This is a genomic window from Halomonas sp. BC04 (assembly GCF_000568385.1).
In genome coordinates this window covers 34,961-61,591 of record NZ_AZQX01000302.1, presented here as the reverse complement: position 1 = coordinate 61,591, position 26,631 = coordinate 34,961, and the positions used below count along the sequence as shown (strand labels likewise).

Sequence of the window (26,631 nt, the reverse complement as noted above, 5' to 3'; positions counted from 1 at the left end):
GGGCCGACGAGCCCCTCCGAGCCGGCCTGCCAGGCGGCSGGSCCCAGGAGTATCAGCAGGCCCGCCTGGCCCAGAGCGAGGCCCAGCCACTGCCGCCGGGTGATGCGCTCGCCGAGGATGCCGATGCCATCAACAGTGCCCAGCAGGGCATGGTGAAGGCAATGATGGCCGCCTGGGAGGTGGGCATGTGCAACTGGCCGAAGGCGGTGCCGACATTGAAGCCGAGAATGGTGAAGAGTCCGGCAATCATCAGCCAGGGCCACTCCTCGGCACTGATGGCCAACGGCAATTTTCGGATCCAGGCCCAGCCGAGCAGCATCATGGCACCGACGGTAAAGCCGATGGCCCTGAGACTGAACGGGGGATGTCCATCAGGCTGAAGCGGACGGCGGGCCAGTTGCCTCCCCAGAACAGGCCAATCGCGCCAATCAACAGCGCCGTCGTGACGCCGGTGCGTTGCAGCAGGGCGGGGGAGGCAGGGACCGTCATGGCGGCTAGGCCTCCGGGGCCAATACCTTGTGGCGGTTGAGCAGGTTGCGAGGATCCAGGGCCTGTTTCAGGGTGCGCATCAAGGCGATCTCCTCGGGGGTGCGTGAGATTGCCAGGTAATCACGCTTCTCCAGCCCGACGCCATGCTCGGCGGAAATCGAGCCGCCCAGCTCGGCCAGCGGGGTATAGACCAGCCGCTCCACAGCCCGGCGTGCCTCGGGTGCGGCGCTGCCCACGCTGATGGAGACATGCAGGTTGCCGTCCCCCAGGTGGCCGAACACCACCATGCGCCCCTGGGGCCAATCCTGGCGCAAGGCGGCTTCCAGTCGATCCGTATAGGCCTCCATCTCGGGGATGGGCAGGCTGATGTCGAAGGTGAACAGCGGTGCCAGGTTGAGGATCAGTCCCTCGATATCCTCGCGGATTGCCCAGATGCCGTGGCGTTGGGTGTCGGACTGGGCGAGCACGGCGTCGACGATCAGGCCGGCCTCGAAGGCGCGCTCCAGGGCCTGGCCGAAGCTCGCCGCGTTGGTCTCGTCATCGATGCCCAGGGATTCGACGATCACGTAGAAAGGCGAATCGCTGGACAGGGGTGGGGTGTGCCTCCCGCTCTCCACGGTGAGCAGGGCGTAGTGGTTGCGCCACATGACCTCGAAGGTGCCGAGACTGCCACCCAGGGTATGGCCCATGTGCTGCAGGAGCCCGGTGAGAGCCTCGAACGAGGGGCAGGCGACCAGTGCGGTCTGTTCGCTGCTCATCTTCGGCTGGAGTCGTAGCACCGCCCGGGTCACGATGCCCAGGGTGCCTTCGCTGCCGATGAAGAGCTGCTTGAGATCGTAGCCGGCATTGTTCTTGAGCATGTGGTTCATGGAGCTGATCACGGTACCGTCGGCCAGCACGGCTTCGAGCCCCAGTACCTGCTGGCGCATCATGCCGTAGCGAATGACCCGCACGCCGCCGGCATTGGTGGCGATATTGCCGCCGATGGTGCAGGAGCCACGCGCCCCCAGGTCCAGGGGGAACTGGAGGTCGTGTTCATCGGCAAGCTCCTGCACCCGCTGGAGCGGCACGCCGGCCTCGACGGTCATGGTGTTTCCCACCGGGTCGACGGCCTCGATGGCGGTCATCCGTTCCAGCGAGATGGCGAGTTCGTCCGGAGAGGTTTCTCCGCCATGTACCAGCCCGGTCAGGCCGCCATGGGTCACCACCGGCTGGTTGGCGCCATGGCACAGCCGCATCACGGCAGAGAGTTGGCGAGTATCGGCGGGCCGCACGATGGCGGCCGCCTGGCAGGGGGCGCCGGTCATCCAGTCCACCCGTCGCTGGGTGACGTCGGTGCCGGTCAGCACATTGCCTGGGCCAACCACGGCCGCGATCTCCTTGAGTAAGGCTTCCATTCGCTGTCCTTGATCCTTCATGCGCTTTCCCGTTCGTGAGCACGGCCGGGGATAGCTTCCAGCAGCTCACGGGTATAGGCCTCTTTGGGCGAGAGGAAGACGTTCTCGGCCGTGCCCTGCTCGACGATACGGCCATTCTGCATGACGATGATGTAGTCGCAGATCTGGGCCGCCACCCGAAGGTCGTGGGTGATGAAGAGCAGCGACAGCGACAGCTTCTGCTTGAGGTCTTCCAGCAGTTCCAGGATCTGGGCCTGGATCGAGACATCCAGCGCCGATACCGCCTCGTCGGCGACGATCAGCTCGGGGTTCAGGGCCAGGGCGCGGGCGATGCCGATGCGCTGGCGCTGGCCGCCGGAGAACTCATGGGGGAAGCGATCCACCGCCACGGCGCCGAGGCCCACCAGGTCCAGCAGTTCCCCGGCCTGCTTCATGGCCTGTTCCCGGGGCACCCCGTTGGCCATGGGGCCCTGGGCGATGGCGTAGCCGACGCGGGTGCGCGGGTTAAGCGAGGCGTAAGGGTCCTGGAAGATCATCTGCACGCGCCAGCGCTGTTGGCGCAGCGCTTCGCCGGTCAGCGTGGTGAAGTCTGTGCCGGAGAGCGACAGCGTGCCGCTGTCGGGGCGCTCGAGACGGACCACGCAGCGGCCCAATGTCGACTTGCCCGAACCCGATTCACCGACGATCCCTACGGTCTCACCGGGGGCCAGGGTGAAGGAAATGTCGTCCAGGGCACGAACTTCACGCGCTGCCTTGAACAGGCCCCCCTTTGAACGGAATACCTTGTTGAGCCCCTTCACCTCCAACAGGGGGGCGGGTCGTTCGCCGCCACGGGCTTCGGGAATAATGTTGCTGGGTATCGCCTCGATCAACGCCCGGGTGTACTCGTGCTGGGGATTTTCCAGGACCTCCTTGGCCGGGCCGAGCTCGACGATCTGGCCGTAGCGCATGACACAGACCCGGTTGGCGACTTCGGCCACCACGCCGAAGTCGTGGGTGATGAACATCACCGACATGCCGCGACGCTTCTGCAGGTCCCGGATCAGTTCCAGGATCTGCGCCTGGGTGGTCACGTCCAGGGCAGTGGTGGGCTCGTCGGCGATCAGCAGCTTCGGTTCCAGGGCCAGGGCCATGGCGATCATCACCCGCTGGCGCTGGCCGCCGGAGAGCTGGAAGGGATAGGCGCGGATGGCCTTGTCAGGCTGGGGAATGCCCACCTCCTCCAGCAGTGCCAGGGCATGGGCCTGGCGCTCCTTGCCGTTGTACTTGCCGTGGGCCTCGAAGACCTCCGCGATCTGGGCACCGACCCGCATGAGCGGGTTCAGGGCCGTCATGGGCTCCTGGAAGATCATGCCGATGTGCAGGCCGCGCAGCTTGCGGTGCTGTTTCTCGGTCAGCGTCAACAGGTCCTGGCCGTCGAAGATCACTTCGCCGGCGGTGGGGCGCACCCCCTTGGGCAGCAGGCCCATCAGGGCGTTGGCCGCCATGGACTTGCCCGAGCCGGACTCGCCCACCACGCACATGATCTCGCCGCGTGCCACGTCGTAGCTGACATCCTCCACGGCGTAGGGGCGATCGGCGCCCTTGGGCAGTGCGATGGTCAGGCCGCGAATGCTCAGTACGGGTTCACTCATGGGACTCTCCTTCTTGGCGGTCCGGCGCTTACGAGCGTTCGCGGGAAAGTTTCGGGTTCAGGGCGTCATCGAGACCCTCGCCCACCAGGTTGAGTGCCAGCACCGTCAGCAGGATGGCGAGACCGGGGAAGAAGCTCAGCCACCAGGCCTGGCGGATCACGGTCCGGGCGGCGCCGATCATGTAGCCCCAGGACATCACGTTGGGGTCGCCGAGCCCCAGGAAGGACAGCGCCGATTCGAGCAGGATGGCGGTGGCCACCATCAGGGAGGCGAGCACGATGATCGGGGACAGGGTGTTGGGCAGGATCTGGCGCAGGATGATGGTGCGGTTGGTCTGGCCCACGAGCCGGGCCGCTTCCACGTATTCGCGATTACGCAGCGACATGAACTCGGCCCGTACCAGACGGGCCACCGGCGGCCAGCTGACGATGGCGATGGCCAGCACGATGGAGGTCACGCTGGGCTGCATGATCGCCACCAGTACAATGGCCAGGGCGAAGTTGGGAATGGTCTGGAAGAACTCGGTGAAGCGCATCAGGCCATCGTCGATGAGGCCCCCGTAGTAGCCGGCAATGGCGCCCAGGGGGACACCGATCGCCAGTGCCACGGTCGTCGAGACGAGGCCGATCAGCAGCGATACCCAGGCGCCGTGCATGATGCCGGCGGCAACGTTACGCCCCATGGTGTCGGTGCCCAGCAGGAAGCCTTCCACCTCCATGGGTGCCAGGAAGGGGCGCTGGACCATGCGCCAGGGGGATTCCGGATAGAGAAAGGGAGCGAGTATGGCCATGAGGATGATCGTCAACAGAATGACCAGGCCGATCAGGGCACCCCGGTTCTGGGCGAAACGGGCGAAGAAGCTCATGAGCCTCCTTGATACGCGGATCCGCCAGGCGATAGACCAGGTCGGTGATGATGTTGAAGACAATGACCAGAGCGGCGGAGAAGAAGAAGATCCCCAGCAGCAGGTTGTAGTCGCGTTGCATCAATGCTTCGTACATCAGGCGGCCGATGCCGGGCCAGGCGAACACGGTCTCGGTGAGGATGGCACCGCCCACCATCTGGCCCGCCTGCAGGCCGGCGAGGGTGATGATGGGAAGCAGGGCATTGCGCAGGATATGCCGTCGCTGAATCACCCGTGGACTCAGGCCCTTGGCACGGGCGGTCTTGACATAGTCCTGCTGGCTGGCCTCGAGCATGGACGCCCGGGTCATGCGGGTATAGATGGCCATGAAGAAGAGCGCCAGGGTGGTGGCAGGCAGCACCAGGTGCTTGGCCACATCGAGTATCAGGCGAAGCCGTCGAGCCCCGCCCCCACGGTGTACATGCCGTAAGCGGGCAACCAGTCGAGATAGACCGAGAACAGCAGAACTGCCATCAGTGCCACCCAGAACAGCGGAGTTGCGTAGAAGATCAGGGCAAGCGCATGATGATGGAGCCGGAGGGCTTCTTGACCCGGGCCGCCGCCATGGAGCCGGCCAGGATGCCGAGTGCCAGCGACAGCACGAAGGCCGTGCCGGTGAGCAGCAGGGTGGCGGGCAGGCGGGCCAGGATCAGATCGAGGACCGGCATCTGCTGACGATAGGAGAAACCGAAATCGAGCATGGCGATGCCGGAGACATAGCGCCACAGCTGGACATAGAGGGGCTGGTCGAGTCCGAAGCGCTCACGCAGCTGGCGCAGGAATTCCTGATCCGTAGCGCCGGCCTCGCCGGCCAGAATCGCGGCAGGATCGCCGGGCGCCATCTGGATCAGGAAGAAATTGAAGATGACGATCATGAACAGGACGACGACGGCCTTGAGCAGCCGCATCAGGATCAAGCGTGCATAGAGCATGCGGGGGGCCTCAGCAATCGAGATGAAAGCCCTGATCCATGTCGTGCTCGGATACCGCCCATCGATCAGTGCTTTCGATCAGTGCTTCAATAAGTGCTTACCGGGAACAGCGGGGGCGGCCAGGCCACCCCCGCTTGGTACGCTAATGGATTAGCGGTCGAGCCAGGCATCCTTGAAGCCGTCGTTGACCCCGACGCCGGAAGTGATCAGGTTCTTCACGTCACAGCGGTAGATGGTCGGAAAGCCGAGCTCCATCAGCCAGCCCACCGGTACGTCCTCGTGGATGATTTCCTGGGCTTCGTGGTAGAGGGCTTCACGCTCTTCATCGGGGAAGGCGGTGGCGGCCGCGTTGAAGAGCTCGTCGACCCGCTCGTTTTCGTAGCCCCCGACGTTGTTCCAGGGCGAGCCCTTCTCGATGTTGTCCGAGAGGTAGGAGCGCGTGATGCCCAGTGCCGGATCGCCGTACTGGTAGAGGAAGGTGAAGGCCATGTCGTAGTCCCACTCCGAGAGGCGCTGGTTCCAGCCGCCCACATCGGTGGACTGGGTCCGCACATTGACGCCCACTTCGCGCAGGTTCTGCTGCACGGCCTCGGCCCAGCGAGTCCAGGTTTCGCCGTAGGGCAGCGGCAGCAGGCGCACCTCCTCGCCGTCATAGCCCATCTCGTCGAGCAGTTCCCGCGCCCGCTCCGGGTTGTGGTCGTAGGGGTCAAGCTCGTCGTTCTGGAAGCGGGCATTGGAACCGAAGGCGGAAAGCGGCACGTTACCGAGCTCGTTCCACAGCACTTCATGAGCGAACTCGCGATCCATGGCATACATCACCGCCTGGCGGAAGCGCTTGTCGGCGGTGGGGCCCTCGCGGTTGTTCATCCACAGCATGGCGAAGGGGCTGAAGTACTCGTGGCCTTCGTCGGTGATGCAGGTGTTGTCCAGGGCGGCCAGGCGCGGGATGTCGAAGTTTTCCACCGTGCCGTTGGGCAGTACGTCGACGGTGCCGTTTTCATAGGCCACGGCGCGGGATGCACCATCGGGGATGATGTGCCAGTTGATGCCGTCCAGGTAGGGCAGGTCGTCTTCGTAGTAGTCGTCATTGCGGACCAACTGGATGACGGTGCCGCGATCCCAGTTGTCGAACTTGAAGGCCCCGGTGCCGATGGGGTGATTGTTGTGTTCGTTGTCGCGGAAGTCGGTGCCTTCATAGAGATGCTTGGGGATCATCGTGAAAGTGCCGGCTTCAAAGGAGAGCAGGAAGGGACCGAAGGGATCGGAGAGGGTGAAAACCACCGTATGATCGTCTGTCGCCTCGATGCTCTCGACGTGCTGAAGGACGGCGCGGGCACTGGGGTTCAACTCGCGGTGGAAGACGTCAGCGGAGAAGACCACGTCGGCGGCGGTGAACGGCTCGCCGTCGTGCCAGAGTACACCTTCGCGCAGATGGAACGTCCAGGTCAGGCCGTCATCGCTGACGTCCCAGGATTCGGCCAGCTGTGGTTGAGGCTCGAGGTCGGTGCTGTAGCGCAGCAGACCCTCGTAGATATTGCCGGCCACGACCCGGGTCGGCGCGTTCTGGACCATGCCCAGCACCAGGCCCGGTGGTTCGGGTTGTATGATGGTGTTGATGGTGCCGCCGGACCGGGGCTCCTCGGCGAGGGCGAACGTGGAAGTAAAGGCCAAGGCGGCGATGGCGGTGGCCAACGGTGTCTTCATCATCATTATCGCGTTCCTTCTTGTTTTGTCATTGCTGTCTTGTTTTGTCATTGCTGTCTTGTTTTATCGATGCCGAGAGGTTGATGACATTCTTGAGCATTCCTATTGACCATAGCAGCGGCAATCGAAGCTGTCGACAGTCGGCAATCGACGGTCGACAGAGAGGTCGACAGATAGTCTGCTTGAGTCATACTCTAGGCTCAACATCTCTTCCAAGAGCCTAGTCAGCATGTCTTCAAGCAACGCGATAGGTGATTCCACGTTCATTCAGCAGCGCAACCTGGTGGAGCAAGTCGCCGATTACCTGACTCAGGCGATCATTGGCCAGAAGTTTGCCCCGGGCGAACGCTTGTCCGAGGTACAGCTGGCTCGCGACCTGGGCGTCAGTCGCGCCCCGGTACGCGAGGCGGCGCGCCTGCTGGAAAGCCGTGGCCTGCTCGTATCCCAGCCCCGGCGAGGCTTCTTCGTCCGCGCCCTGGATGCCGCCGAACTCAACGACATCTTCGATCTCCGCCTGTGTTTGGAGCGGCATGCCATGCGCGCCTGGTGGAGAATTTCGATGCCGACAAGGAGGAGAGGCTACGTAACCAGGTGGAAGTCATGTGCGAGGTCGCCAGCGGCGACAGCGAGAGCCGCAAGATCGAGGAGGACCTGGTTTTCCACCGCTTGGTGATCACTTTTTCCGGCAATCGACGCCTGCTCAAGGCGTTCGATGACATCACCCACGAGCTGCGTCTCTGCATCGCCCTGATCGGCAAGACCCATGCCGACCCCGACAGTATCTCGACGTCCCATTGGCTGCTGCTCGACGCCCTGGCCAGCGGGGATCCCGAACGCTGTCGCGAGGCCGTCGACTACCATATCGGCGTGGCCCGGGACTATGTGGTCCAGGGGATCGGCGAGACCGTCCCCTAGCGGCTCGGCATGGGCCTAAAAACGGGGCATGGGATAGCGGCGATCCGCCTTCCCCGCCTTGACCACCTGCCCGGGCGTGTCATGGCCTACCAGGGTGGGCAGGGTGGCCGATACGGCCAGCAGGGCGTCCAGGTCGACGCCGGTATCGACCCCCATCTGTTCGAACATGTGCACCAGGTCCTCGGTGCAGACGTTGCCGGTGGCCCCGGGGGCGTAAGGACACCCCCCTAGCCCGCCCAGCGAGGCATCGAAGCGTGTGATACCGGCCTGCCAGGCGGCGAGGGCGTTGGCCAGCCCCATGCCTCGGGTATTGTGGAAATGCAGGGTGAAGGGCGTCCCGGGCCAGCGAGCCAGCACGTCCTTGCACAGCTTTTCTACCTGTGCCGGGTTGGCCATGCCGGTGGTGTCGCACAGCGTGATGCCGTCGACGCCGATAGCGATCAGTTTCCCGACCAGCTCGTATACGCGTGCCGGGGGCACCTCGCCCTCGAAGGGGCAGCCGAAGGCGGTGGAGAGGGAGGCGTTGACGAAGACGCCGCTACCGGCGGTGGATTCGAGGATGGTTCTGAACCGCTCCAGTGACTCGGTCGGCGTCATGCGCAGATTGGCCAGGCCGTGGGAGTCGCTCGACGACATCACCAGGTTGATTTCATCCACCTGGCAAGAGAGCGCACGTTCGCAGCCGCGCAGGTTGGGCACCAGAACGGTGATGCCCACCGCCTCCCGGCGCAGGATGCCGCGCACGACCTCTTCGGCGTCCTTCAGCTGAGGAATGGCCTTCGGCGAGGTAAACGATGTCGCCTCGATGCGAGCCAGTCCCGTGGCCGACAGGGCATCGATCAGGCGTATCTTGTCTGCGGTGGGGACGAAGGCGGCTTCGATCTGCAAGCCGTCTCGGGGTGCCACCTCATTGATCTGTAGGCGTGCCATGGAGCCTCCTGGGGCTTGTTCAGATGATGCCGGCCTGCCGCAACTTGGCCCGGGTCTCGTCGTCGATACCCAGCTCGTCCAGTACTTCGTCGGTGTGCTGTCCCAGGGCGGGACCGCCATTTCCGAGCCGCCCGGGCGTGGCACTCAGCTTGGGGAGTACGCCGGGTACCTTGAGCGGCTTGCCGTTGGGCCGGACGAAGGTCTGGATCATCTCCCGGGCGAGGTAGTGGGGGTCGCTGGCGATATCGGCTGCCGTATAGGGGTAGCCCACGGGGACCCGGGCGGCCTCGAGCTTTTCGATGATCTCGTCGCGGGAGCGCGCCTGGGTCCACGCCTCGATCGCGCCATCGATGAGGTCGGCATGCCGGCTGCGTCCGTCGTTATGGGCGAGAGTCGTATCCCGGGCCAGGTCCTCCCGGCCGATTACCCCCATCAGTCGCTTGAAGATGCTGTCGCCGTTGCCGGCAATGAGCACATAGCCGCCGTCATGGCAGCGGTAGGCATTGGACGGGGTGATCCCGGGCAGGGCGCTGCCGCTGGGCTGGCGAATTTCCCCACTGGCGTCATATTCCGGCAGCAGGCTCTCCATCATGGAGAAGACCGATTCGTAGAGGGCGACGTCGATGACCTGGCCCAGCCCGCTGCGGGCGCGCTCCTGCAGCGCCAGCAGGGTGCCGATGACGGCGTACAGGGCAGAGAGCGAATCACCGATGCTGACGCCCACCCGCACCGAGGGCTCGCCCGGATGCCCGGTGAGGTAGCGCAGTCCCCCCATGGCTTCGCCGATGACGCCGAAACCGGGCTTGTCCCGATAGGGGCCGGTCTGACCGTAGCCGGAGACACGTACCATGATCAGCGCCGGGTTGAGGGCCGAGAGCGTATCCCAGCCCAGCCCCCAGCCCTCCAGGGTGCCGGGGCGAAAATTCTCCACCAGCACGTCGGCCTCGGTGGCGAGACGGCGGACCAGGGCCTGGCCTTCCTCGCTGCGCAGATCCAGCGAAAGGGAGCGCTTGTTGCGGGTCTGTACGTGCCACCAGAGCGAGGTATCCTCCTCGATCATTCGCCATTTGCGAAGCGGGTCGCCGGTGCCCGGTGGCTCGAACTTGATCACGTCGGCGCCGAACTCGCCGAGCAGCTTGGTGGCAAAGGGGCCGGCGATCAGCTGGCCGAGCTCCAGAACCTTCAAGCCTTCGAGTGGCAAGCGTCGGTCTTGTGGGTTCGTCATGGTAAGCACTCCTTGCGCGAATGCCAGTCAGGATGCGATACGCCAACGGTGGCAACAATTCAGGAAAAGGGAAGACAGGGTTCGTCCATGACGAAGACATGGCGTAAGATTGCCTGGTTGCCCTGTGACCAGCCCGGAGGATGCCAAGCCGTGCGACGCTTCGATTTCGTGACACTCAAGCTCTTCGTGTCGATTGCCGACGAAGGGCGATTGACCGCGGCGGCAGAGCGGGAGCACATGGCATTGGCGGCGGTAAGTAAGCGCATCAGTGATCTCGAGTCGCTGGTGGGTACCTCGCTGCTCTATCGAAGGCCACGGGGGGTGGAGCTGACGCCGGCCGGGCATGCCTTCCTGCATCACGCCCGGCGGATTCTCGAGGATATCGAGCGCCTGAGCGCGGAGTTGAGCGAATACGGAGAGGGAGTCCGGGGGCATGTGCGCATCCACTCCAATACCTCGGCCATCATCGCCTTTCTCCCTCAGGACCTCAGCGCCTTCTCCCGCCTCTACCCGGAGATCAAGATCGACCTCCAGGAGCGGATCAGCTCGGAGGTGATAGCGGCCGTTCGTGATGGCCTGACCGACGTGGGCATCTTCGCCGGGCACGTACCCTGCGACACCCTCCAACTGCTGCCCTATCGCTGTGACCGCCTGGTCTTGATGACACCACGCGATCATCCGCTGGCTGAGCGGCAGTCGATCCAGCTTCACGAGGCCACCGAGTATGATTTCATTGGTCTTCAGCAGGATACCTCCCTGCAGTCCCTGCTGCATGAGCAGGCAGGTCGCGAGGGCAAGACGCTTCGCATGCGTATCCAGGTGCGCAGCTTCGATGCCATTTGCCGCATGATCCACCATGGCATGGGGGTCGGCGTGCTGCCGGAGCAGACCATCTATCGCGACCTGCGAGACTTGCAGCTGTGCAGCATACCCCTGAGCGATGAGTGGGCCAGGCGTGAACTGGTAATCGGCGTCAGGCAGTACGATGGCCTCCCGGTGATCGCGCGACACCTGGTGGACCATCTCACTGCGCCTGCCTGAGCCGGTTCAGCTGTCGCGAACGATGGTAAAGGGCGACCACTGCTGGCACAGCGGGGCGACCTCAAGCCGCGTGATGTTGACGTGGGCGGGGAGCTCGGCGATATGCAGGGCCTGCTCGGCCACGTCGATCGGCTGGAGCGCGCGGGTGCCCTCATAGTAGACCTCGGCCTTGTCCTGATCGCCCTTCATGCGGACCAGAGTGAATTCGCTCTCGGTCATGCCGGGTGCCAGGTCGGTGACCCGCACACCGGTTCCGCTAAGGTCGCAGCGCAGGTTGTAGCTGAACTGCTCGACAAAGGCCTTCGAGGCGCCATAGACGTGGCCGCCGGGGTAGGGCGTGTGGCCGGCAATGGAACCGATGTTGATCACCGTGGCGCCTTCGCCGTGGGCGATCAGCCTGGGCAGAAGCAGGCGGGTCACGCTGACCAGACCCTTGATATTGGTATCGATCATGGCGTGCCAGTCGTCCAGGCTGGCCTCCTGGGCCGGCCCCTTGCCCAGTGCCACCCCTGCGTTGTTGAGTAGCAGGCGCATGTTGTCGAAAGGGGGCGGGAGGTCGTTCACCACTTTTTCTATTGCGCGATGATCGGTGACATCCAGGGGTGCGACATGCACCGGCACCCTGTCGCCGAGCGCCAGGCGCAGCGCTTCCAGGCGTGATTCCCGCCGTCCGGTGAGTACCAGCCCCCACCCGGCAGCGGCGAGGCGGTGGGCACAGGCCTGGCCGATCCCCGAGGTCGCACCGGTGATGAAGGCAATGGGTGTGGCTTCGTGCATCATGAATGCTCCGTTCAGTGTGATGGGCCGTCGTGACAGGTCTCCACATCATTGGCAGCCCATGAAGGGCCTTCTGGTATTAGTCTTTGGTCGTGTAGTCACGGTCTGATGAGAGTAACCGTGGCATGGTGTGGCACCCGCTAGCCATCGTGATTGACGAAGCCTGCCTTCATCAAAGCCGATTTGAGCCAGCCCTTCGCTTGTTTCAAGATCAAACAACGACGATAAGCCCTCAATAACGATAATTGTCAGGAGAGCACGATGCGAAAGTCACTGCTTGGCTCATTGGCAGCGCTGGGAATGCTCAGTGCCGCCCCCTTTGCCGCCGCCAGCGCCATCGAGATTCAGGTCAACAACACCATGAGCGAGGGCGGCTCCGAAAGCGCCGCCGTCGAGCGTTTTGCCGAATATCTGGAGGAGCAGGCGCCGGGACGCTTCAACGTCCGTCCCTTCCTGGCCGGTTCGCTGGGCGGTGAGAATGCGATCCTCGAACTGCTCAACCTGGGCCAGACCCAGATCTCCATTACCGGTGGCAACTGGCGGCAGCAGTATGCTCCCGAGTATGACGCCATCACGGTGCCCTTCGTGTTCTCGACCTGGGACGAGGTCGATGCCTACATGGAGAGCCCCTCCGGCCAACGGCTGGTCGAGATCGCCGAGGAGAAGGGCGGCATCAAGTATTTCGGGACCCAGCATCGCGGCCCGCGGCAGATGACCGCCAACAAGGCGATTCACAGTCCGGATGATCTCGATGGTTTCCGGCTGCGTCTGCCGTCGTTGCCGGTGTGGCTCGAGGTGTGGGAAGAGATCGGTGCCCAGGTGGTCAACGTTCCGGCACCCGAGATCTATCTCGCCATGCAGACGGGACAGGTGGATGGCCACGAGAACTCGCTCTCCTCTCCCTACACCCGTCGGCTGTGGGAGGTTCAGGACCATATCATCATGACCAGCCACGTCATGTTCCCCTGGAACTGGGTGGCCAGCAAGCGCTGGTGGGAAGGCCTGGATGCCGAGGATCAGGCGCTGATCACCGAGGCCATTCATGTCGCCCGCCAGCACGGCACCGAAGTGGAGCGTGAGCTGGACGAGTACTATCTCGAAGAGCTTGAAAAGGCCGGCATGACCATCATCGAGCCGGATGTCGAGCCCTTCCGCCAGGCCGGCCTGCCGGCCATCGAGCGCATCCTCTCCGAGATGGCCGATGGGGTGATGGACGATGCCCTGGGTGGTACCAGCGACGACTGATCACTATCGTCACTGACCGACCTTGCCAGCGGCGCCCTTCGGGACGCCGCTGGCGCTTCCTGCCTGGAGGACTCCATCTTGACGACATCCCCACCTCCCGCCAGCGGTGTTGACCGGCTGGCCTATCACCTGCTCAGTGTCATTACGCGAATCTGTGACGCCTTGGGCGTGATGCTGCTGGCCGGGGTCCTGGTGTTGATCGTTGCCGCCATCGTGGTGCGTGACATCATCGGGCTCAGCATGCCATGGACGGAGGAGGTCGCGACACTGCTGGCCATCTATGCGGTGGGCTTCGGTTCACTCTCTGCCTGGGTGCGGGGCGAGCACCTTCTGGTTGACCTGTTCAGCCACCGCATGGGTGCCCTGGCTCGGCACATCCAGTACCGGCTCGTGGCCCTGCTTTCGGCAGGTTTCTTCGGCCTGGCGGCATACGGTTCCCTTGCCATGTCGATCGCCAGCGCCAATAACCGGACCGTCTCCCTGGGCATCAGTTTCACCTATCTCTATTACGGGATCTTCATCGGCTTCGCCGGCATGACGCTGCTGGCGACCTGGCAGGCCCTGCGTGGTCCGGTGGAATGGAACTCAGTGGCGGGTTCATCCCAGGAGGCGGACTGATGCAGGAGCTGATGATTTTCGTTGGTGGCCTGCTGTTGCTGATGGCCATTGGCCTGCCGGTGGTGGTGGCAATCGGTATCACCTCCTTCATTGCGCTGGGCGTTACCGGGGCAGGCGGGCTGCCGGTGGAGCTGCTTTCGCTGCGCATGGTGCAGACACTGAACAATTTCACCCTGTTGGCGATTCCGCTGTTCATCCTGGCGGCCAACATCATGAACACCGGCTCGACCACCACCCGTATCTTCGACTTCGCCACCGCGCTGGTCGGCTTTACAAAGGGTGGGCTGGGTCATGCCAACGTGGTGGCCAGCTCGATCTTTGCCACCATGTCCGGCACGGCGGTAGCCGATGCGGCCGGCCTCGGCAGCATCGAGATCAAGGCCATGAAGGAGCGGGGCTACGATCTGGGCTATTCGGCGGGCATCACGGCGGCATCCAGCGTGATAGGCCCCATCCTGCCGCCGAGCATTGCGCTGGTGGTCTACGGCTGGCTGGCCAATGTCAGCATCGGGGCGCTGTTCATGGCGGGACTGGTGCCCGGCATGCTCATGGCACTGCTGCTGATGGGGATGACGCTGGTTCTGGGTGCCGGCAAGCGGGTCGCCATGCCACCGGCGACACCGTTCGACGGCAAGGAGGTCGTGCGCACCGGCAAGCGGGCCATACTGCCGCTGATGATGCCGGCGATCATCGTCGGCGGCATCTGGACCGGTTTCTTCACGCCGACGGAGGCGGGGGCCGTGGCCTCGATCTATGCGGTCATCCTGGGCACGCTGGTCTATCGTGACCTCAAGCTTCGTGACCTCTATGCCTCTTTCATTCGTACCCTGATGTTCAGCGCCGCCATTCTACTGATCATCGCGGTCTCCAGCTTCTACGGCTGGATTCTGGTTCGCATCGGTATCCCCCAGGCACTGGCCGGGCAGGTGGCGGGCGTCGACATGCCGACGATCCTGCTGCTGCTCGCCTTCGCGCTGTTCTTCCTGGTGGTGGGCTGCTTCATGTCGGTGATCGAGAGCATTCTGATCTTCACGCCGATCGTGGTGCCAGCGGCGCTGGCCGCCGGCCTGGATCCGATCCACTTCGGCATCATCATGGTCATCACCCTGTCGGTGGGGGTCATTACCCCCCCATTCGGCACGGTTCTGTTCCTGATGGTGGGTATCACGCGGCTGCGCTATTCCCAGATCGTGATCTCGATACTGCCGTTCCTGATTCCGATCCTGGCGACCATCCTGATCCTGATCGCCCTGCCCGGTCTCGTCACCTGGCTGCCTGGGATCATGGGCTACTGAATCATGGGAACGCTAATACTCGACTGCCTGTCTGATGTCCGAATACCGTCGGGAGTTCGAAATGCTTGCAAGCATCGCGCGGTTCTTTCAGGAAGCCCTTGCCGAGCCGGAGTCCAGCCCGGATCCTTCGCCGACCCTCGAGCTGGCCGCCGCCGCGCTGCTGTGCGAGGTGATGCGCGCCGATTACCACACTGATCAGGCGCAGCTCGATGCCCTGCGGCAGCTGCTGAAGCAGCATTTCCATCTGCAGGATGCCGCCGTCGAGGAGTTGATGGACCTGGCCAGGGAGGAGGTCGAGACATCCGTGGATCACTACCAGTTCGTCAGCCTCGTCAAGCAGCACTACTCCTATGACCAGCGCTTTGAGCTGGTCAGGATGATGTGGCTGCTGGCCTACGCAGATGCGGAAGATGGGCACAACGCACTGGAGGAGCATCGTATCCGCAGGCTGGCGGATCTGCTGCATGTCAGCCACTCCGACTTCATCCGTGCCAAACTCCAGGTCCAGGGCGCGGCCGGCCCCTCCTGAGGGTCGCTTGCGTCGCACGACCTGTCCGTTAGCCTCCACTTGATCGATCGCTTGACCCGGGTCAGTCCCGGCGCGAAGCCGTCGGCGCCATATGGCCGGCGCTGTTAGAATGAGCGCTCGACGGCGGACGAGCAGCGTTCGCGCAACCTGGAGGAGTGGCATGTCTCGCGAAACCATCGTACTGGGGGCCGGCATGGTCGGGGTCTCCATTGCCTGGCATCTGGCCCGCCGTGGCCGGTCGGTTCTGCTGATCGACCGACGCCCGCCGGGTCAGGAGACCTCGTTCGGCAACGGTGGCCTGATTCAACGCGAGGCGGTGCGGCCCTACCCCTTTCCCCAGGGGCTGGGCAAGCTGCTGTCCGTCCTCCCCAATCGCCGGGTGGATATCCGCTATAACCTCCGTGGCATGCTGGAAGCCGCCGGGCCACTGTTCGGCTATTGGCGCCACTCGATGCCCCGGCGTCATGCGCGCATCATTCCCGAATATGCCTCCCTGATCATGCTGTCGACCCAGGAGCATGAGCCGATGATCGAGGCCGCAGATGCCGGTGGCTGATCAGGAAGGATGGCTGGCTCGAGGTCTATCGCAGCCAGGCCGGGCTGGATGCGCGCCTTGAGGAGGCCCGTGACGCTGCCGAGCGTTTCGGGGTGACCCATGAGGCGCTGGACAGGCTTGGGCTCCAGCAACGCGAGCCCCAGCTCTCCGACAGGGCAACCGGTGCCATACACTGGACGAACTCCTGGGGCGTCGAAGACCCGGGCGGCCTGGTGGCGGCCTACGCCCGCAGCTTCGAGCGCGAGGGCGGCCGCTTCCTGCAGTCCGAGATCCTGGATGTCAGCCGCAATGGCCAGCACTGGCGGGTGGATACCGAGGGGGGCGCCCATGAGGCTCGGGAGGTGGTCGTGGCCCTGGGCCCCTGGGCCGGCGGATGGATGAAACGCCTTGGCTATCGTATGCCAACCTTCGTCAAGCGGGGCTACCACATGCACTATGCTGCAGAAGCAACCGGGCAACTGCATTACTGGCTGGCCGATGCCGAAGTCGGCTACATCCTGGCGCCCATGCGCGCCGGCATTCGCCTGACGACCGGTGCAGAGCTCAAGCCTCTCGACGCGCCGCCCCACTATGGCCAGCTCGATGCCGCCGAGCGGGAGGCCAGAAGGCTCTATCCGTCACTGGGCGAGCGCCTCGACCCTGAGCCATGGAAAGGTGCGCGACCCTGCCTCTCGGACATGAAGCCGGTCATTGGCCCGGCACCGCTGCACGACGGCCTGTGGTTTGCCTTCGGCCACGGGCACCAGGGATTTACGATGGGCCCGGTCACCGGCCGGGTGATGGCCGAAATGATGGAGGGGGAGGTGCCGGCGGTGGATATGTCGCCGTTCCGTGCCGATCGCTTCGGCCACTGAGGGCTCGCCTCCTGTCAGTTACCGCTCGAACGATGGCGGCGCCTGCGCAGCAGGTGATGCATGAACTTGATAACCAGGGTCATCACATAGACGACCCAGCCGGCCGTGGCGAGGACGTTGAACAGCAGCATCTTCTGCTGTCCGCTCAGCGGGGCGATCAGCGTTTCGATCAGGCCGCCCAGCAGCAGGGCCAAGGCCATTGGCAGCGCCAGGATGTGCATCCACATTTCGGTCCGGCGCTTGCGTACGTGATAGCGACTGAGATGGACGCGAAAGGGGCGGTGGACGAAGCTGACCAGTATCATGGCGCCTAGGGCGAGCAGGGCGGCCAGGGTAGGCTCGATGCTGTCGAGGCGGGCGGAGATACTGATCGACCAGAAGACCAGAATCCACATCAGGCCGGCCAGAATGGCGACGATATCGGCGTAGTGGCGAACCCTGGGCATGGCAACGTCTCTTGCAGTGAAAACGGCGTCGATGATACGGCAATTCGGCACTGCATGCTGCGGTTTGGGGCGTCGTCACCGAAGATTGTCTTGCGGCGTGACGGGGTGCCGCCGCTCGTGGCAACTGGCGTTGCGCCTCGATGGCGCGCCAAGTCAGCCTCGCCTTGCGTTATACTGTCGCCCGCCATTCCCCTGCCGATCCCAGCCGACTACCGCTGACAACAGGACATGCCGTGAACGCTATTACCCTGACCCGACCCGACGACTGGCACCTTCACCTGCGCGATGGTGAGGCGCTGCAGGCCGTGGTGCCCGCCACTGCGCGGCAGATGGGCCGTGCCATCATCATGCCCAACCTGACGCCCCCGGTGACCACCACCGATCAGGCGCAGGCGTATCGCGAGCGGATCCTGGCGGCCAGGCCCCAGGCTCCGGTTTCGAGCCATTGATGACCCTCTACCTCACCGACGATACGCCGCCGGAGGAGATCGAGCGTGCCCATGCCAGCGGCATGATCCATGCCGTCAAGCTGTATCCGGCCGGAGCGACGACCAACTCGGCGTCCGGCGTGACGGATCTGGCGCATTGCGATGCAGCGATCGCCGCCATGGCCCGACTGGGCATGCCGCTGCTGGTTCACGGCGAGGTCACCGATAGCGAGATCGATATCTTCGACCGCGAGGCGGTCTTCATCGAGCGGGTCATGACGCCGCTGCTGGAGCGGCACCCGACTCTCAAGGTGGTCTTCGAGCACATCACCACCGCCGATGCCGCAGCTTTCGTTGCCCAGGCGCCGGCCAACGTGGCCGCAACCATTACCGCCCACCATCTGCTGTTCAATCGCAACCACATGCTGGTGGGGGGGATCCGACCGCACTACTACTGCCTGCCGATCCTCAAGCGCGAGCGCCATCGTGAAGCGTTGCTGGCGGCGGCGACCTCGGGTAGCGGCAAGTATTTCCTGGGGACCGATAGTGCTCCCCATGCCCAGGGAGACAAGGAGTCCGCCTGTGGCTGCGCGGGCGCCTATACGGCGCCGGCCGCCATCGAGCTGTATGCCATGGCCTTCGAGCAGGCTGGCGCCCTGGACAAGCTGGAGGGGTTTGCCAGTCACCACGGTCCCGATTTCTACGGCCTTCCGCGCAATGCCGATACGGTGACACTGGTGCGTGAGACCTGGGAGCTGCCCCAGTCGCTTCCCTATATCCCGGGCCAGCGGATCGTGCCCCTCAAGGCGGGCGAAGCCCTGGAATGGAAGCTGCGTGACTGATACTCGTGCTACCCCGGCGGCAGTGCCGGGGTCAGGCCCTGGCGCCTCAGGAAATCGATGCCCGCGCCAATGGCGCGGCCACTGGTCAGGAAGCTTGTGATATGGCCCCGCAGTGGTTGACGATAGAGCTCGCTCTCTATGCCGGCCTGCTGCAGGAGGGCGTGGAAATCGGTCGCATGATCAACCGGTACCAGGCGGTCCCAGGTGCCATGGAAGAGGAAGAAGGGCGGGGCGTCCGGTGATATGTGACGAGCCGGTGACGCGAGCTCGTATTGCTCTGGCACTTCCGCCCGTTTGCCGCCAAGAAACTCCACCACCAGCCGGCCATCGTCGAATTTGAACAGGTCGCTGGGCGTCCCTCCGGCCAGTACTGCCGCGAGTCGCGCATGTTCGCCCCCGTAGGGTTGCGAGAGCGTCCCCACGGCGCCCTTGAGTGCCAGCAGACTGACGAGGTGGGCTCCCGATGAGTAGCCGACCCCGACGATTCGGTCGGTATCGATGCGCCAGTCGTCCTCGTCCGCTTTCCGGTGCAGCCAGGCCATGGCCTGCTGCAGGTCATGCAACTGGGCAGGAAACGGATATGTCGGGGCAAAGCGATACTGAACGTTGGCCACCACGAAGCCCTCGCTCGCCAGCCGTTCGGCGATGCCTCTCATGTCCTGCGGGCTGCGGTTCTGCCAGCCGCCGCCATGGACGACCAGGGCGGCCGGCCGGCGAGTCTGGCCGGGCGTATCGGGAAGGTAGATATCGGCGCCGAGCGGTTCTGGCCAGTCGGCGGGGGTATAGGTCTGGCGGCTCAATCGCTGGAAGGTGTAGGGCGGTTGCGCCGGGGTGTCCTGAGTGGCTGATGTCAGCGGTGCGGGGCTGGTCAGTGGCGTGATGGCGCAGCCGCCGCTTGCCAGCAGCGGGAGGCTGGCAGTGACTGCCAACAACAGCCTTCGCAACCCCCCGAAAGATGACATGGTTATCCGACAGCCGCCCTGGGCTTGCCGGCTCCCTCGGCCTGGGGGGCCGGGTCGGCCAGGCGCGCCACCATGGTTTCGACCATGCGCGCGGAGTGAGCGGCCGCCTTTTCCAGGAACTCATCGAAGGAGAGGTGGTTGTCGCCGCCGCCGGCGATATCCGACAGGGAGCGGATGATCACGAAGGGGCACCCATAGAGGTGACAGGTCTGGGCGATGGCTGCGGCCTCCATCTCGGCCGCCAGCATCGTGGGAAAGCGCGTGCGCGTCTTGAGGACCAGTTCGGGGCAGGCCATGAAGACATCGCCGGTGGCGATAAGGCCTTCCACCACGCGGACTTCTCCCAGCGCCTCGACGCACTCTCGGGCGACCTTCACCAGGCGCTCGTCGGGCAGGTAGGCCGCCGGCATCATGGGCACCTGGCCGTGTTCATAGCCGAATACGACGGCATCCACGTCGTGATGCCGTACCTCGCTTGACACCACCACATCGCCGATTTCCAGGCCTTCACCGAATCCCCCCGCAGAGCCGGTGTTGATGATCGCTTCCGGCTTGTAGACATCCAGCAGCAGGGTGGTGCCGATGGCGGCATTTACCTTGCCGATCCCGGACTGCAGGATCACCACATCGACACCATGGAGCATGCCATGGTGGAAGGTGCAGCCCACGTGAGTGCGGGTGCGGCGACCTTCCAGCAGAGAGGCGAGGTAGTCGACCTCCTGGGCCATGGCGCCGATGATGCCGATGCGTTTCATCGTTGGGGGTGTCTCCGGTGTCACTGAGTCAGAGGGGGCAAAGCCGTCGAGCCGTCATCAAGCCTGTGCTGCGAAGACCTGGCCCATTCGCCGCGCTTGGCCAGGAAGCCGCGCGCAACCTGCTTGGCGCCTTCCAGGCTGTGGCTCGCTGCCCAGCCGCACTGCATCTCGTTGCAGGCGGGAACCTCGTCGGCTTCAAGCACGTCTTCCAGGGTCTTTTGCAGCAGGTTCAGCACGTCGTCATAGTCGTCGTGATTGATCAGTGCCACATAGAAGCCGGTCTGGCAGCCCATGGGGCTGATATCGACGATGCGATCCGAGTGGTTGCGTGACAGCTCGGCCATCAGGTGCTCCAGGGAGTGCAGCGAAGGCATCTCCATGTGTTCCTGGTTGGGTTGGCAGATACGCATGTCGTACTTGTGGATCGTGTCGCCGTTGAGGCCTGTCTTGATGTCGGCCAGGCGCACGTAGGGAGCCTTCACCTTGGTGTGATCCAGGTTGAAGCTTTCGACGTTCATCTTGTCGCTCATGGGCGGCCTCGGGGCTGAAAAAGGGAGTGCATATTCTACCCGAGGTGTGCGCTCTTGTCAGGCGCCAGGAGTGCGTCGGATTTGACCGGATCTCGCAGCAGGTCAGCGTTAAGTCCGACAGGCTCCTAGGCCTGGGCAGACAGTGCCTCCTGTTCCATGGCGTCATGCATCTCGGCGGCGAGCAATGTGTTTTCCAGCAGGGAGGCAATGGTCATGGGGCCGACGCCGCCGGGGACGGGGGTTATCCAGGCGGCACGTTCGGCCGCGCTGGTGAAGTCGACGTCGCCCACCAGGCGGCCGTCCTCCTCGCGGTTGATGCCCACGTCGATGACGATGGCATCGTCGCGCACCCATTCGCCCTTCACCAGGCCGGGCTTGCCCACTGCCACAACCAGGAGCTCGGCACGCCTGACGTGCTCCTCCAGGTTGCGGGTGAAGCGATGGCACACCGTCGTGGTGCATCCGGCCAGCATCAGTTCCAGTGCCATCGGGCGGCCGACGATGTTGGAGGCGCCGACCACGGTGGCATCGAGGCCGCGCACCTTGAGGCCGCTGGCCTGCAGCAGCGTCATCACTCCCTTGGGCGTGCAGGGACGCAGCATCGGCAGTCGCTGGGCGAGGCGCCCGAGATTATAGGGGTGGAAGCCGTCGACATCCTTGTGGGGCAGGATTCGCTCGAGTATGGGGCGGGCGTCGAGATGGTCGGGCAGCGGGAGCTGCACGAGAATGCCATCGACCCTCGGGTCGGCATTCAGGTCGTCCACCATGTTCTCCAGCGCCAGCTGGGATGTCTCTGCCGGCAGGATGTGCAGGAAGGAGAGGATGCCGGCTCGCTCGCAGTCACGGTGCTTGTTGTTGACGTAGACCCGGGAGGCCGGATCGTCGCCCACCAGTACGACGGCGAGGCCGGGGGTCCGCTTGCCGTCCGCATGGCGTCTCTCGACCTGGCGAGCAACCTGTTGGCGGACCTGGGCGGCAATGGCCTTGCCATCGATGAGTTGGGCGGACATCGTGTCTTCCTCGTGCTTTGATGGTGGGCTGGCCGGCGTAAGCGTCACCTGCGGTGGAGGCTGGCCGGTGCAGGAAGGGGGCTGATTTTCGCATGCCGGGGCCGCGAGGCAAAGCGCAAAAAAGGCCCGGCCAGTCAGGCGGCTATTGACCCCGGAGGATTCTCGCGTAGAATACGCAGCGCTCGATGAGGCCTTGTGGCGGCATCGGGGCCGTGCGAAGACCGGCGGGGTGTAGCGCAGTCTGGTAGCGCGCCTGCTTTGGGAGCAGGATGTCGGGGGTTCGAATCCCTCCGCCCCGACCACAACTTCTTGTTTGTGCGAAGGAAATTGCTCAATCAGGGTTGCGGTCAGACGCCATGGAACGTAGAATGCGCCCATAGCTCAACCGGATAGAGCAACGGCCTTCTAAGCCGTAGGTTGCAGGTTCGAGTCCTGCTGGGCGTGCCATTAGGCATGTTGTGGCAGTGGCTGTTCCTGGTTCAGTGTTGTGCCGACTGGATTGTGGGTTGGCTTGATGACTGGCCAGTTGGTGCCGGAAAGCGGTACCGGTAGTTCGAGTTGTCGTTATGGTGGATGTAGCTCAGTGGTAGAGCCCCGGATTGTGACTCCGGTGGTCGTGGGTTCGATCCCCATCATCCACCCCATATCGATGCTCCAGGTCTTGCAGTGGTGGATGTAGCTCAGTGGTAGAGCCCCGGATTGTGACTCCGGTGGTCGTGGGTTCGAACCCCATCATCCACCCCATTGCAAGCTGCCCTGATCTTGCGTCTGTTCTTTCCCTGTTTCCCCCTCCTGTTCCTGCGTCAGCCTTTTCAGGGTCGTTCCTCCCGCGCGTCCGGTTTTTCGTCTCCGGTTTGTTCGTCATCGCCCATGATCTCGTCGTTCAACTGCCTGTGCCGATTGCCCTGGACCCCTTGTATTCTTGCCCGATGCCCCAATCCTATGGGCATGGCGCTTGCCAGCGCAGGCCGGGGTTCTTAGAATCCCTCTTTTGACCTTCCATGCTTTCAACAGAACGCCCCCAGTCGGTAGAGGACTATTCATGCAAGTTTCCGTCGAAACGCCTTCCCAGATCGAGCGCCGTGTCACGTTTCAGGTGCCAGCGGCCGAGGTCGACGAAGCCGTCGAGGCTCGCCTCAAGGACACTGCGAAGAACGTGCGCCTGAACGGCTTCCGCAAGGGGCGTGTGCCCATGTCGGTGGTGCGCCAGCGTTACGGTCGCGACGTGCGCGACGAAGTGGTGGGCGAAGTGATGCGCGAGCGTTACGTCAAGGCCATCTCGGAAGAGAACCTCAATCCCGCCGGTTTTCCCAGTATCGAGCCCAAGGTGAACGAGGCGGGCAAGGATCTGGAGTTCGTGGCCAACCTGGAGGTCTACCCGGAGATCGAGCTGGCCTCCATCGATGGCACCGAGGTCGAGCGTCCTGTGGTTGACGTGACCGATGCCGACCTCGAGGAAATGATCGACACACTGCGCAAGCAGAATGCTTCCTGGGAAGAGGTCGACCGCGTCGCCGCTGACGGTGACCAGGTCAAGATCGACTTCGAGGGTTTCCTCGGCGATGAGCCCTTCGAAGGCGGCAGCGCCGAAGGCCACGAGCTGGTGCTGGGATCCGGTAATTTCATCCCCGGCTTCGAAGCGCAGCTGGAGGGTGCCAAGGCCGGTGACGAGAAGGAGATCAAGGTCACCTTTCCCGAGGATTACCAGGCCGAGCACCTGGCCGGCCAGGAAGCCACCTTCAAGGTCAAGGTCCATGCAGTGAAGGGCCAGGCACTGCCCGAGATCGACGAAGAGTTCATCAAGCGCTTCGGTGTGGAAGACGGCGATGTGGAGAAGTTTCGTGCCGAGGTGAAGAAGAACATGGCCCGCGAAGCGAAGCAGGCCGTCGACAATCGCGTCAAGCAGCAGGTGCTGGAAGCGCTCAAGAAGGCCAATGACGTGCCGGTGCCCCAGACGCTGGTGCAGCAGGAGACCGATGCGCTCAAGCGCCAGGCGGCTCAGCAGTTCGGCCTGGGCGAGGACTTCGATGTCACTCAGCTGCCCAACGAACTCTTTGCCGAGCAGGCCAAGGGGCGCGTTCAGGTAGGCCTTTTGCTGGCCGAGGTGATCAAGTCCAGTGAGCTTGACGCCACCGATGACGAGATCCGTGCCAAGGTCGAGGAGCTGGCCGAGCAGTATCAGGATCCGCAGCAGGTCGTCGATTACTACATGAGTAACGACCAGCTCAAGACCCAGGTCAAGTCAGCCATTCTCGAAGAGAAGGCGGTCGACAAGCTGCTGGAGCAGGCGACCGTCAAGGACGTCGAGATGAGCTATCAGCAGGCTCTGGCCGCTGCTCAGCAGCAAGCCGAGCAGGATGACGAAGCCGCCAGTGAGACCGAAGCCGAAGAGGGGCAGGAAGCCAAGAGCTGACCCCCTCGCCGGCTGCCCCTTCCGGAGCTGCCGAGGCTGGCAGGTACCGGAAGGGGGTATTACGCTTCCATTCATCGGATGCAAGGACATCACACTGATGAGCAACGAGTTCGAGATTCATAACGCCGGCGGCCTGGTGCCGATGGTAGTGGAGCAAAGCGCACGCGGTGAGCGGGCCTACGACATCTACTCTCGCCTGCTGAAGGAACGTGTGATCTTCCTGGTGGGGCCGGTTGAAGATCACATGGCCAACCTGGTGGTGGCGCAGATGCTGTTCCTCGAGTCCGAGAACCCGGACAAGGACATCCATCTCTACATCAATTCGCCGGGTGGCGCCGTGACCGCGGGCATGGCGATCTATGACACCATGCAGTTCATCAAGCCGGATGTATCCACCGTCTGCATCGGTCAGGCGGCCAGCATGGGTGCTCTGCTGCTGGCTGGCGGTGCGCCCGGCAAGCGCTACTGCCTCAGCAATTCACGGATGATGATCCACCAGCCGTTGGGCGGCTATCAGGGGCAGGCCTCCGATATCGAGATTCACACCCGTGAGATACTCGGTATACGGGACAAGCTCAATCGTATTCTGGCGCATCACACCGGCCAGGATTTCGATACGATTGCGCGAGACACGGATCGCGACAACTTCATGGATGGCAAGCAGGCGGCGGAATATGGCCTGATCGATGCTGTACTGGATAAGCGGCCCGCATCCTGATAGCGTGATTCGATAAACGCCCTTCACACGTGAAATCCGGCGGTTTCTGGCCGCCGAAGCGACAGAGGTACGCGAATGGCCGACGGCAAAGGCAAGGACGAGGGCGGCAAGCTGCTGTACTGCTCGTTCTGTGGCAAGAACCAGAATGAAGTGCGCAAGCTGATTGCAGGCCCGTCCGTCTATATCTGCGACGAGTGTGTCGATCTCTGCAACGACATCATTCGCGAGGAAGTTCTCGATGCCGACGCCGAGAGCGATGAGGAACGGCTGCCCGTTCCCCGCGAGATCCGTCGCACCCTGGACGATTACGTCATCGGCCAGGACCGCGCCAAGACGGTGCTGTCCGTAGCCGTCTACAACCACTACAAGCGGCTTCGCGCCGGCATCAAGACCGATGACGTGGAGCTGGGCAAGTCCAACATCCTGCTCATCGGTCCCACCGGTAGCGGCAAGACCCTGCTGGCGGAAACCATGGCTCGGCTGCTCAATGTGCCGTTCACCATCGCCGATGCCACGACGCTGACCGAAGCGGGCTATGTCGGGGAGGATGTCGAGAACATCATCCAGAAGCTGCTGCAGAAGTGCGACTACGATGTGGAGAAGGCCCAGCGCGGTATCGTCTACATCGACGAGATCGACAAGATTTCTCGCAAGTCAGATAACCCCTCCATTACCCGGGATGTCTCCGGCGAGGGCGTTCAGCAGGCACTGCTGAAGCTGATCGAGGGCACCACGGCCTCCGTGCCGCCCCAGGGGGGGCGCAAGCATCCCCAGCAGGAGTTCCTGCAGGTCGATACCGGCAATATCCTGTTTATCGTCGGTGGTGCCTTTGCCGGCCTGGACAAGGTAATCCGTGATCGCGCCGAGAAGGGCGGCATCGGGTTCAACGCCACGGTCAAGAGCAAGGACGAGGCCAAGGGCATCGGTGCACTGCTTGCCGATGTCGAGCCGGATGATCTGGTCAAGTTCGGTCTCATTCCCGAATTCGTCGGGCGCCTGCCGGTCATTGCCACCCTGACCGAGTTGAGCGAGGATGCGCTGGTCCAGATCCTGACCGAGCCGAAGAACTCGCTGGTCAAGCAGTATGCCCGCCTGTTCGACATGGAAGGGGTGGAGCTGGAGTTCCGCGAGGATGCCCTGCGTGCCGTGGCGATCAAGGCCATGACCCGCAAGACGGGTGCCCGTGGGCTGCGCTCGATCCTCGAGTCGGTGCTGCTGGACACCATGTACGAGATTCCCTCCATGGAAGGGGTGACCAAGGTGGTGATAGACGCCACGGTCATTGCTGGCGAGAGCGAGCCGCTGCTGATCTATTCGCAGCAGGATCAGCGGGTCGACGGCACCGACGGCTAGCGGTGCGGCAGGCGATCCTGACCGATGCTCATGCCAGTGGAAGGGGTCGCCTGAGCGACCCCTTTGCTTGTCTGTTCCCCGCTCTCTCCCTTGCAATGGGGGCGTGTCGCCCCCACACCCTTCCTTATC

General features: G+C 63.6%; 22 protein-coding genes, 4 tRNA genes and 4 pseudogenes. 16 read left to right on the top strand and 14 right to left on the bottom strand.

Going from position 1 to position 26,631, the window contains the following annotated elements; translation table 11 throughout:
* Nucleotides 1–52 precede the first annotated feature (52 nt).
* From Q427_RS37080 to Q427_RS20695, 6 genes and pseudogenes are all read right to left on the bottom strand, one after another.
* The gene (locus Q427_RS37080; RefSeq protein WP_442905541.1) at nucleotides 53–319 is read right to left on the bottom strand and encodes a hypothetical protein; all 267 of its coding nucleotides are present in this window, start codon (nucleotides 317–319) and stop codon (nucleotides 53–55) included.
* Between the two features lie 175 nt (nucleotides 320–494).
* Nucleotides 495–1,886, bottom strand: a complete 1,392-nt coding sequence (locus tag Q427_RS20715) for an FAD-binding oxidoreductase (protein ID WP_043516991.1) — start codon at nucleotides 1,884–1,886, stop codon at nucleotides 495–497.
* Nucleotides 1,887–1,903: 17 nt separating this feature from the next.
* Entirely contained in the window at nucleotides 1,904–3,520 is a 1,617-nt protein-coding gene (locus Q427_RS20710) for an ABC transporter ATP-binding protein (protein ID WP_043516989.1), read from the bottom strand.
* Nucleotides 3,521–3,548: 28 nt separating this feature from the next.
* Complete coding sequence (locus Q427_RS20705; RefSeq protein WP_043516988.1) at nucleotides 3,549–4,385, bottom strand: ABC transporter permease; 837 nt, start codon at nucleotides 4,383–4,385, stop codon at nucleotides 3,549–3,551.
* Between the two features lies 1 nt (nucleotide 4,386).
* Nucleotides 4,387–5,356 (bottom strand): annotated as a pseudogene (locus Q427_RS20700) (ABC transporter permease); the annotation flags it as partial.
* A 150-nt stretch (nucleotides 5,357–5,506) separates the two neighbouring features.
* Nucleotides 5,507–7,060 (bottom strand): ABC transporter substrate-binding protein, encoded by a 1,554-nt coding sequence (locus Q427_RS20695; protein WP_043517001.1) that lies wholly within the window; start codon nucleotides 7,058–7,060, stop codon nucleotides 5,507–5,509.
* 229 nt (nucleotides 7,061–7,289) lie between these two features.
* Between Q427_RS20695 and Q427_RS36465 the strand changes: the two are divergent.
* Both Q427_RS36465 and Q427_RS36460 read left to right on the top strand, forming a co-directional pair.
* Nucleotides 7,290–7,469: pseudogene (locus tag Q427_RS36465) on the top strand (GntR family transcriptional regulator); the annotation flags it as partial.
* Between the two features lie 137 nt (nucleotides 7,470–7,606).
* Nucleotides 7,607–7,975, top strand: a complete 369-nt coding sequence (locus tag Q427_RS36460; RefSeq protein WP_331280674.1) for an FCD domain-containing protein — start codon at nucleotides 7,607–7,609, stop codon at nucleotides 7,973–7,975.
* Between the two features lie 15 nt (nucleotides 7,976–7,990).
* Here Q427_RS36460 and Q427_RS20685 read toward each other — a convergent pair whose 3' ends face one another.
* The gene (locus Q427_RS20685; RefSeq protein WP_043516987.1) at nucleotides 7,991–8,905 is read right to left on the bottom strand and encodes a hydroxymethylglutaryl-CoA lyase; all 915 of its coding nucleotides are present in this window, start codon (nucleotides 8,903–8,905) and stop codon (nucleotides 7,991–7,993) included.
* 19 nt (nucleotides 8,906–8,924) lie between these two features.
* A complete protein-coding gene (locus Q427_RS20680; protein WP_043516986.1) occupies nucleotides 8,925–10,130 on the bottom strand; it encodes a CaiB/BaiF CoA transferase family protein in 1,206 nt (401 codons plus the stop codon).
* Between the two features lie 150 nt (nucleotides 10,131–10,280).
* Between Q427_RS20680 and Q427_RS20675 the strand changes: the two genes are divergently transcribed.
* The gene (locus Q427_RS20675) at nucleotides 10,281–11,171 is read left to right on the top strand and encodes a LysR family transcriptional regulator (protein WP_043516984.1); all 891 of its coding nucleotides are present in this window, start codon (nucleotides 10,281–10,283) and stop codon (nucleotides 11,169–11,171) included.
* A 6-nt stretch (nucleotides 11,172–11,177) separates the two neighbouring features.
* Here the strand turns inward: Q427_RS20675 and Q427_RS20670 are convergent, their stop codons facing one another.
* A complete protein-coding gene (locus tag Q427_RS20670; protein ID WP_043516999.1) occupies nucleotides 11,178–11,948 on the bottom strand; it encodes an SDR family NAD(P)-dependent oxidoreductase in 771 nt (256 codons plus the stop codon).
* 261 nt (nucleotides 11,949–12,209) lie between these two features.
* Between Q427_RS20670 and Q427_RS20665 the strand changes: the two genes are divergently transcribed.
* The 5 genes and pseudogenes from Q427_RS20665 (at nucleotide 12,210) to Q427_RS20645 (ending at nucleotide 17,045) form a co-directional block, all read left to right on the top strand.
* A complete protein-coding gene (locus tag Q427_RS20665; RefSeq protein WP_043516982.1) occupies nucleotides 12,210–13,193 on the top strand; it encodes a TRAP transporter substrate-binding protein in 984 nt (327 codons plus the stop codon).
* Between the two features lie 78 nt (nucleotides 13,194–13,271).
* Nucleotides 13,272–13,811, top strand: coding sequence for a TRAP transporter small permease (locus tag Q427_RS20660; protein ID WP_331280673.1), 540 nt, complete (start codon nucleotides 13,272–13,274; stop codon nucleotides 13,809–13,811).
* Nucleotides 13,811–15,106, top strand: a complete 1,296-nt coding sequence (locus Q427_RS20655) for a TRAP transporter large permease (protein WP_043516980.1) — start codon at nucleotides 13,811–13,813, stop codon at nucleotides 15,104–15,106. The genes Q427_RS20660 and Q427_RS20655 overlap by 1 nt, the downstream gene beginning before the upstream one ends.
* A gap of 61 nt (nucleotides 15,107–15,167) precedes the next feature.
* The gene (locus Q427_RS20650) at nucleotides 15,168–15,635 is read left to right on the top strand and encodes a tellurite resistance TerB family protein (protein WP_043516979.1); all 468 of its coding nucleotides are present in this window, start codon (nucleotides 15,168–15,170) and stop codon (nucleotides 15,633–15,635) included.
* A gap of 160 nt (nucleotides 15,636–15,795) precedes the next feature.
* Nucleotides 15,796–17,045: pseudogene (locus Q427_RS20645) on the top strand (NAD(P)/FAD-dependent oxidoreductase).
* Between the two features lie 14 nt (nucleotides 17,046–17,059).
* Here Q427_RS20645 and Q427_RS20640 read toward each other — a convergent pair.
* Entirely contained in the window at nucleotides 17,060–17,491 is a 432-nt protein-coding gene (locus Q427_RS20640; RefSeq protein ID WP_043516978.1) for a hypothetical protein, read from the bottom strand.
* 233 nt (nucleotides 17,492–17,724) lie between these two features.
* On the opposite strand from Q427_RS20640, the pseudogene pyrC reads away from it, so the two are divergent.
* A pseudogene (gene pyrC / locus Q427_RS20635) lies at nucleotides 17,725–18,761 on the top strand (dihydroorotase).
* An 8-nt stretch (nucleotides 18,762–18,769) separates the two neighbouring features.
* Here the strand turns inward: pyrC and Q427_RS20630 are convergent.
* The 4 genes from Q427_RS20630 to folD form a co-directional block, all read right to left on the bottom strand.
* Entirely contained in the window at nucleotides 18,770–19,723 is a 954-nt protein-coding gene (locus Q427_RS20630; RefSeq protein WP_051496563.1) for an alpha/beta hydrolase, read from the bottom strand.
* 2 nt (nucleotides 19,724–19,725) lie between these two features.
* On the bottom strand, nucleotides 19,726–20,478 hold the full coding sequence (gene mtnN / locus Q427_RS20625) for a 5'-methylthioadenosine/S-adenosylhomocysteine nucleosidase (protein ID WP_043516977.1): 753 nt from the start codon (nucleotides 20,476–20,478) through the stop codon (nucleotides 19,726–19,728).
* 20 nt (nucleotides 20,479–20,498) lie between these two features.
* Nucleotides 20,499–21,008, bottom strand: coding sequence for an S-ribosylhomocysteine lyase (locus Q427_RS20620; RefSeq protein WP_051496562.1), 510 nt, complete (start codon nucleotides 21,006–21,008; stop codon nucleotides 20,499–20,501).
* A 125-nt stretch (nucleotides 21,009–21,133) separates the two neighbouring features.
* A complete protein-coding gene (folD, locus tag Q427_RS20615; protein ID WP_043516976.1) occupies nucleotides 21,134–22,018 on the bottom strand; it encodes a bifunctional methylenetetrahydrofolate dehydrogenase/methenyltetrahydrofolate cyclohydrolase FolD in 885 nt (294 codons plus the stop codon).
* 225 nt (nucleotides 22,019–22,243) lie between these two features.
* Between folD and Q427_RS20610 the strand changes: the two genes are divergently transcribed.
* From Q427_RS20610 to clpX, 7 genes are all read left to right on the top strand, one after another.
* Nucleotides 22,244–22,320, top strand: a tRNA-Pro gene (locus Q427_RS20610).
* Between the two features lie 68 nt (nucleotides 22,321–22,388).
* Nucleotides 22,389–22,465: transfer RNA gene (locus Q427_RS20605), tRNA-Arg, on the top strand.
* A 122-nt stretch (nucleotides 22,466–22,587) separates the two neighbouring features.
* Nucleotides 22,588–22,662, top strand: a tRNA-His gene (locus Q427_RS20600).
* Between the two features lie 25 nt (nucleotides 22,663–22,687).
* Nucleotides 22,688–22,762: transfer RNA gene (locus tag Q427_RS20595), tRNA-His, on the top strand.
* A gap of 298 nt (nucleotides 22,763–23,060) precedes the next feature.
* Nucleotides 23,061–24,431: a trigger factor gene (tig, locus tag Q427_RS20590; protein ID WP_043516975.1), complete on the top strand. Its 1,371-nt coding sequence runs from the start codon at nucleotides 23,061–23,063 to the stop codon at nucleotides 24,429–24,431.
* 97 nt (nucleotides 24,432–24,528) lie between these two features.
* Complete coding sequence (gene clpP / locus Q427_RS20585; protein WP_043516974.1) at nucleotides 24,529–25,149, top strand: ATP-dependent Clp endopeptidase proteolytic subunit ClpP; 621 nt, start codon at nucleotides 24,529–24,531, stop codon at nucleotides 25,147–25,149.
* A 75-nt stretch (nucleotides 25,150–25,224) separates the two neighbouring features.
* Nucleotides 25,225–26,502, top strand: coding sequence for an ATP-dependent Clp protease ATP-binding subunit ClpX (clpX, locus tag Q427_RS20580; RefSeq protein ID WP_043516973.1), 1,278 nt, complete (start codon nucleotides 25,225–25,227; stop codon nucleotides 26,500–26,502).
* The last annotated feature ends 129 nt before the right edge of the window (nucleotides 26,503–26,631 follow it).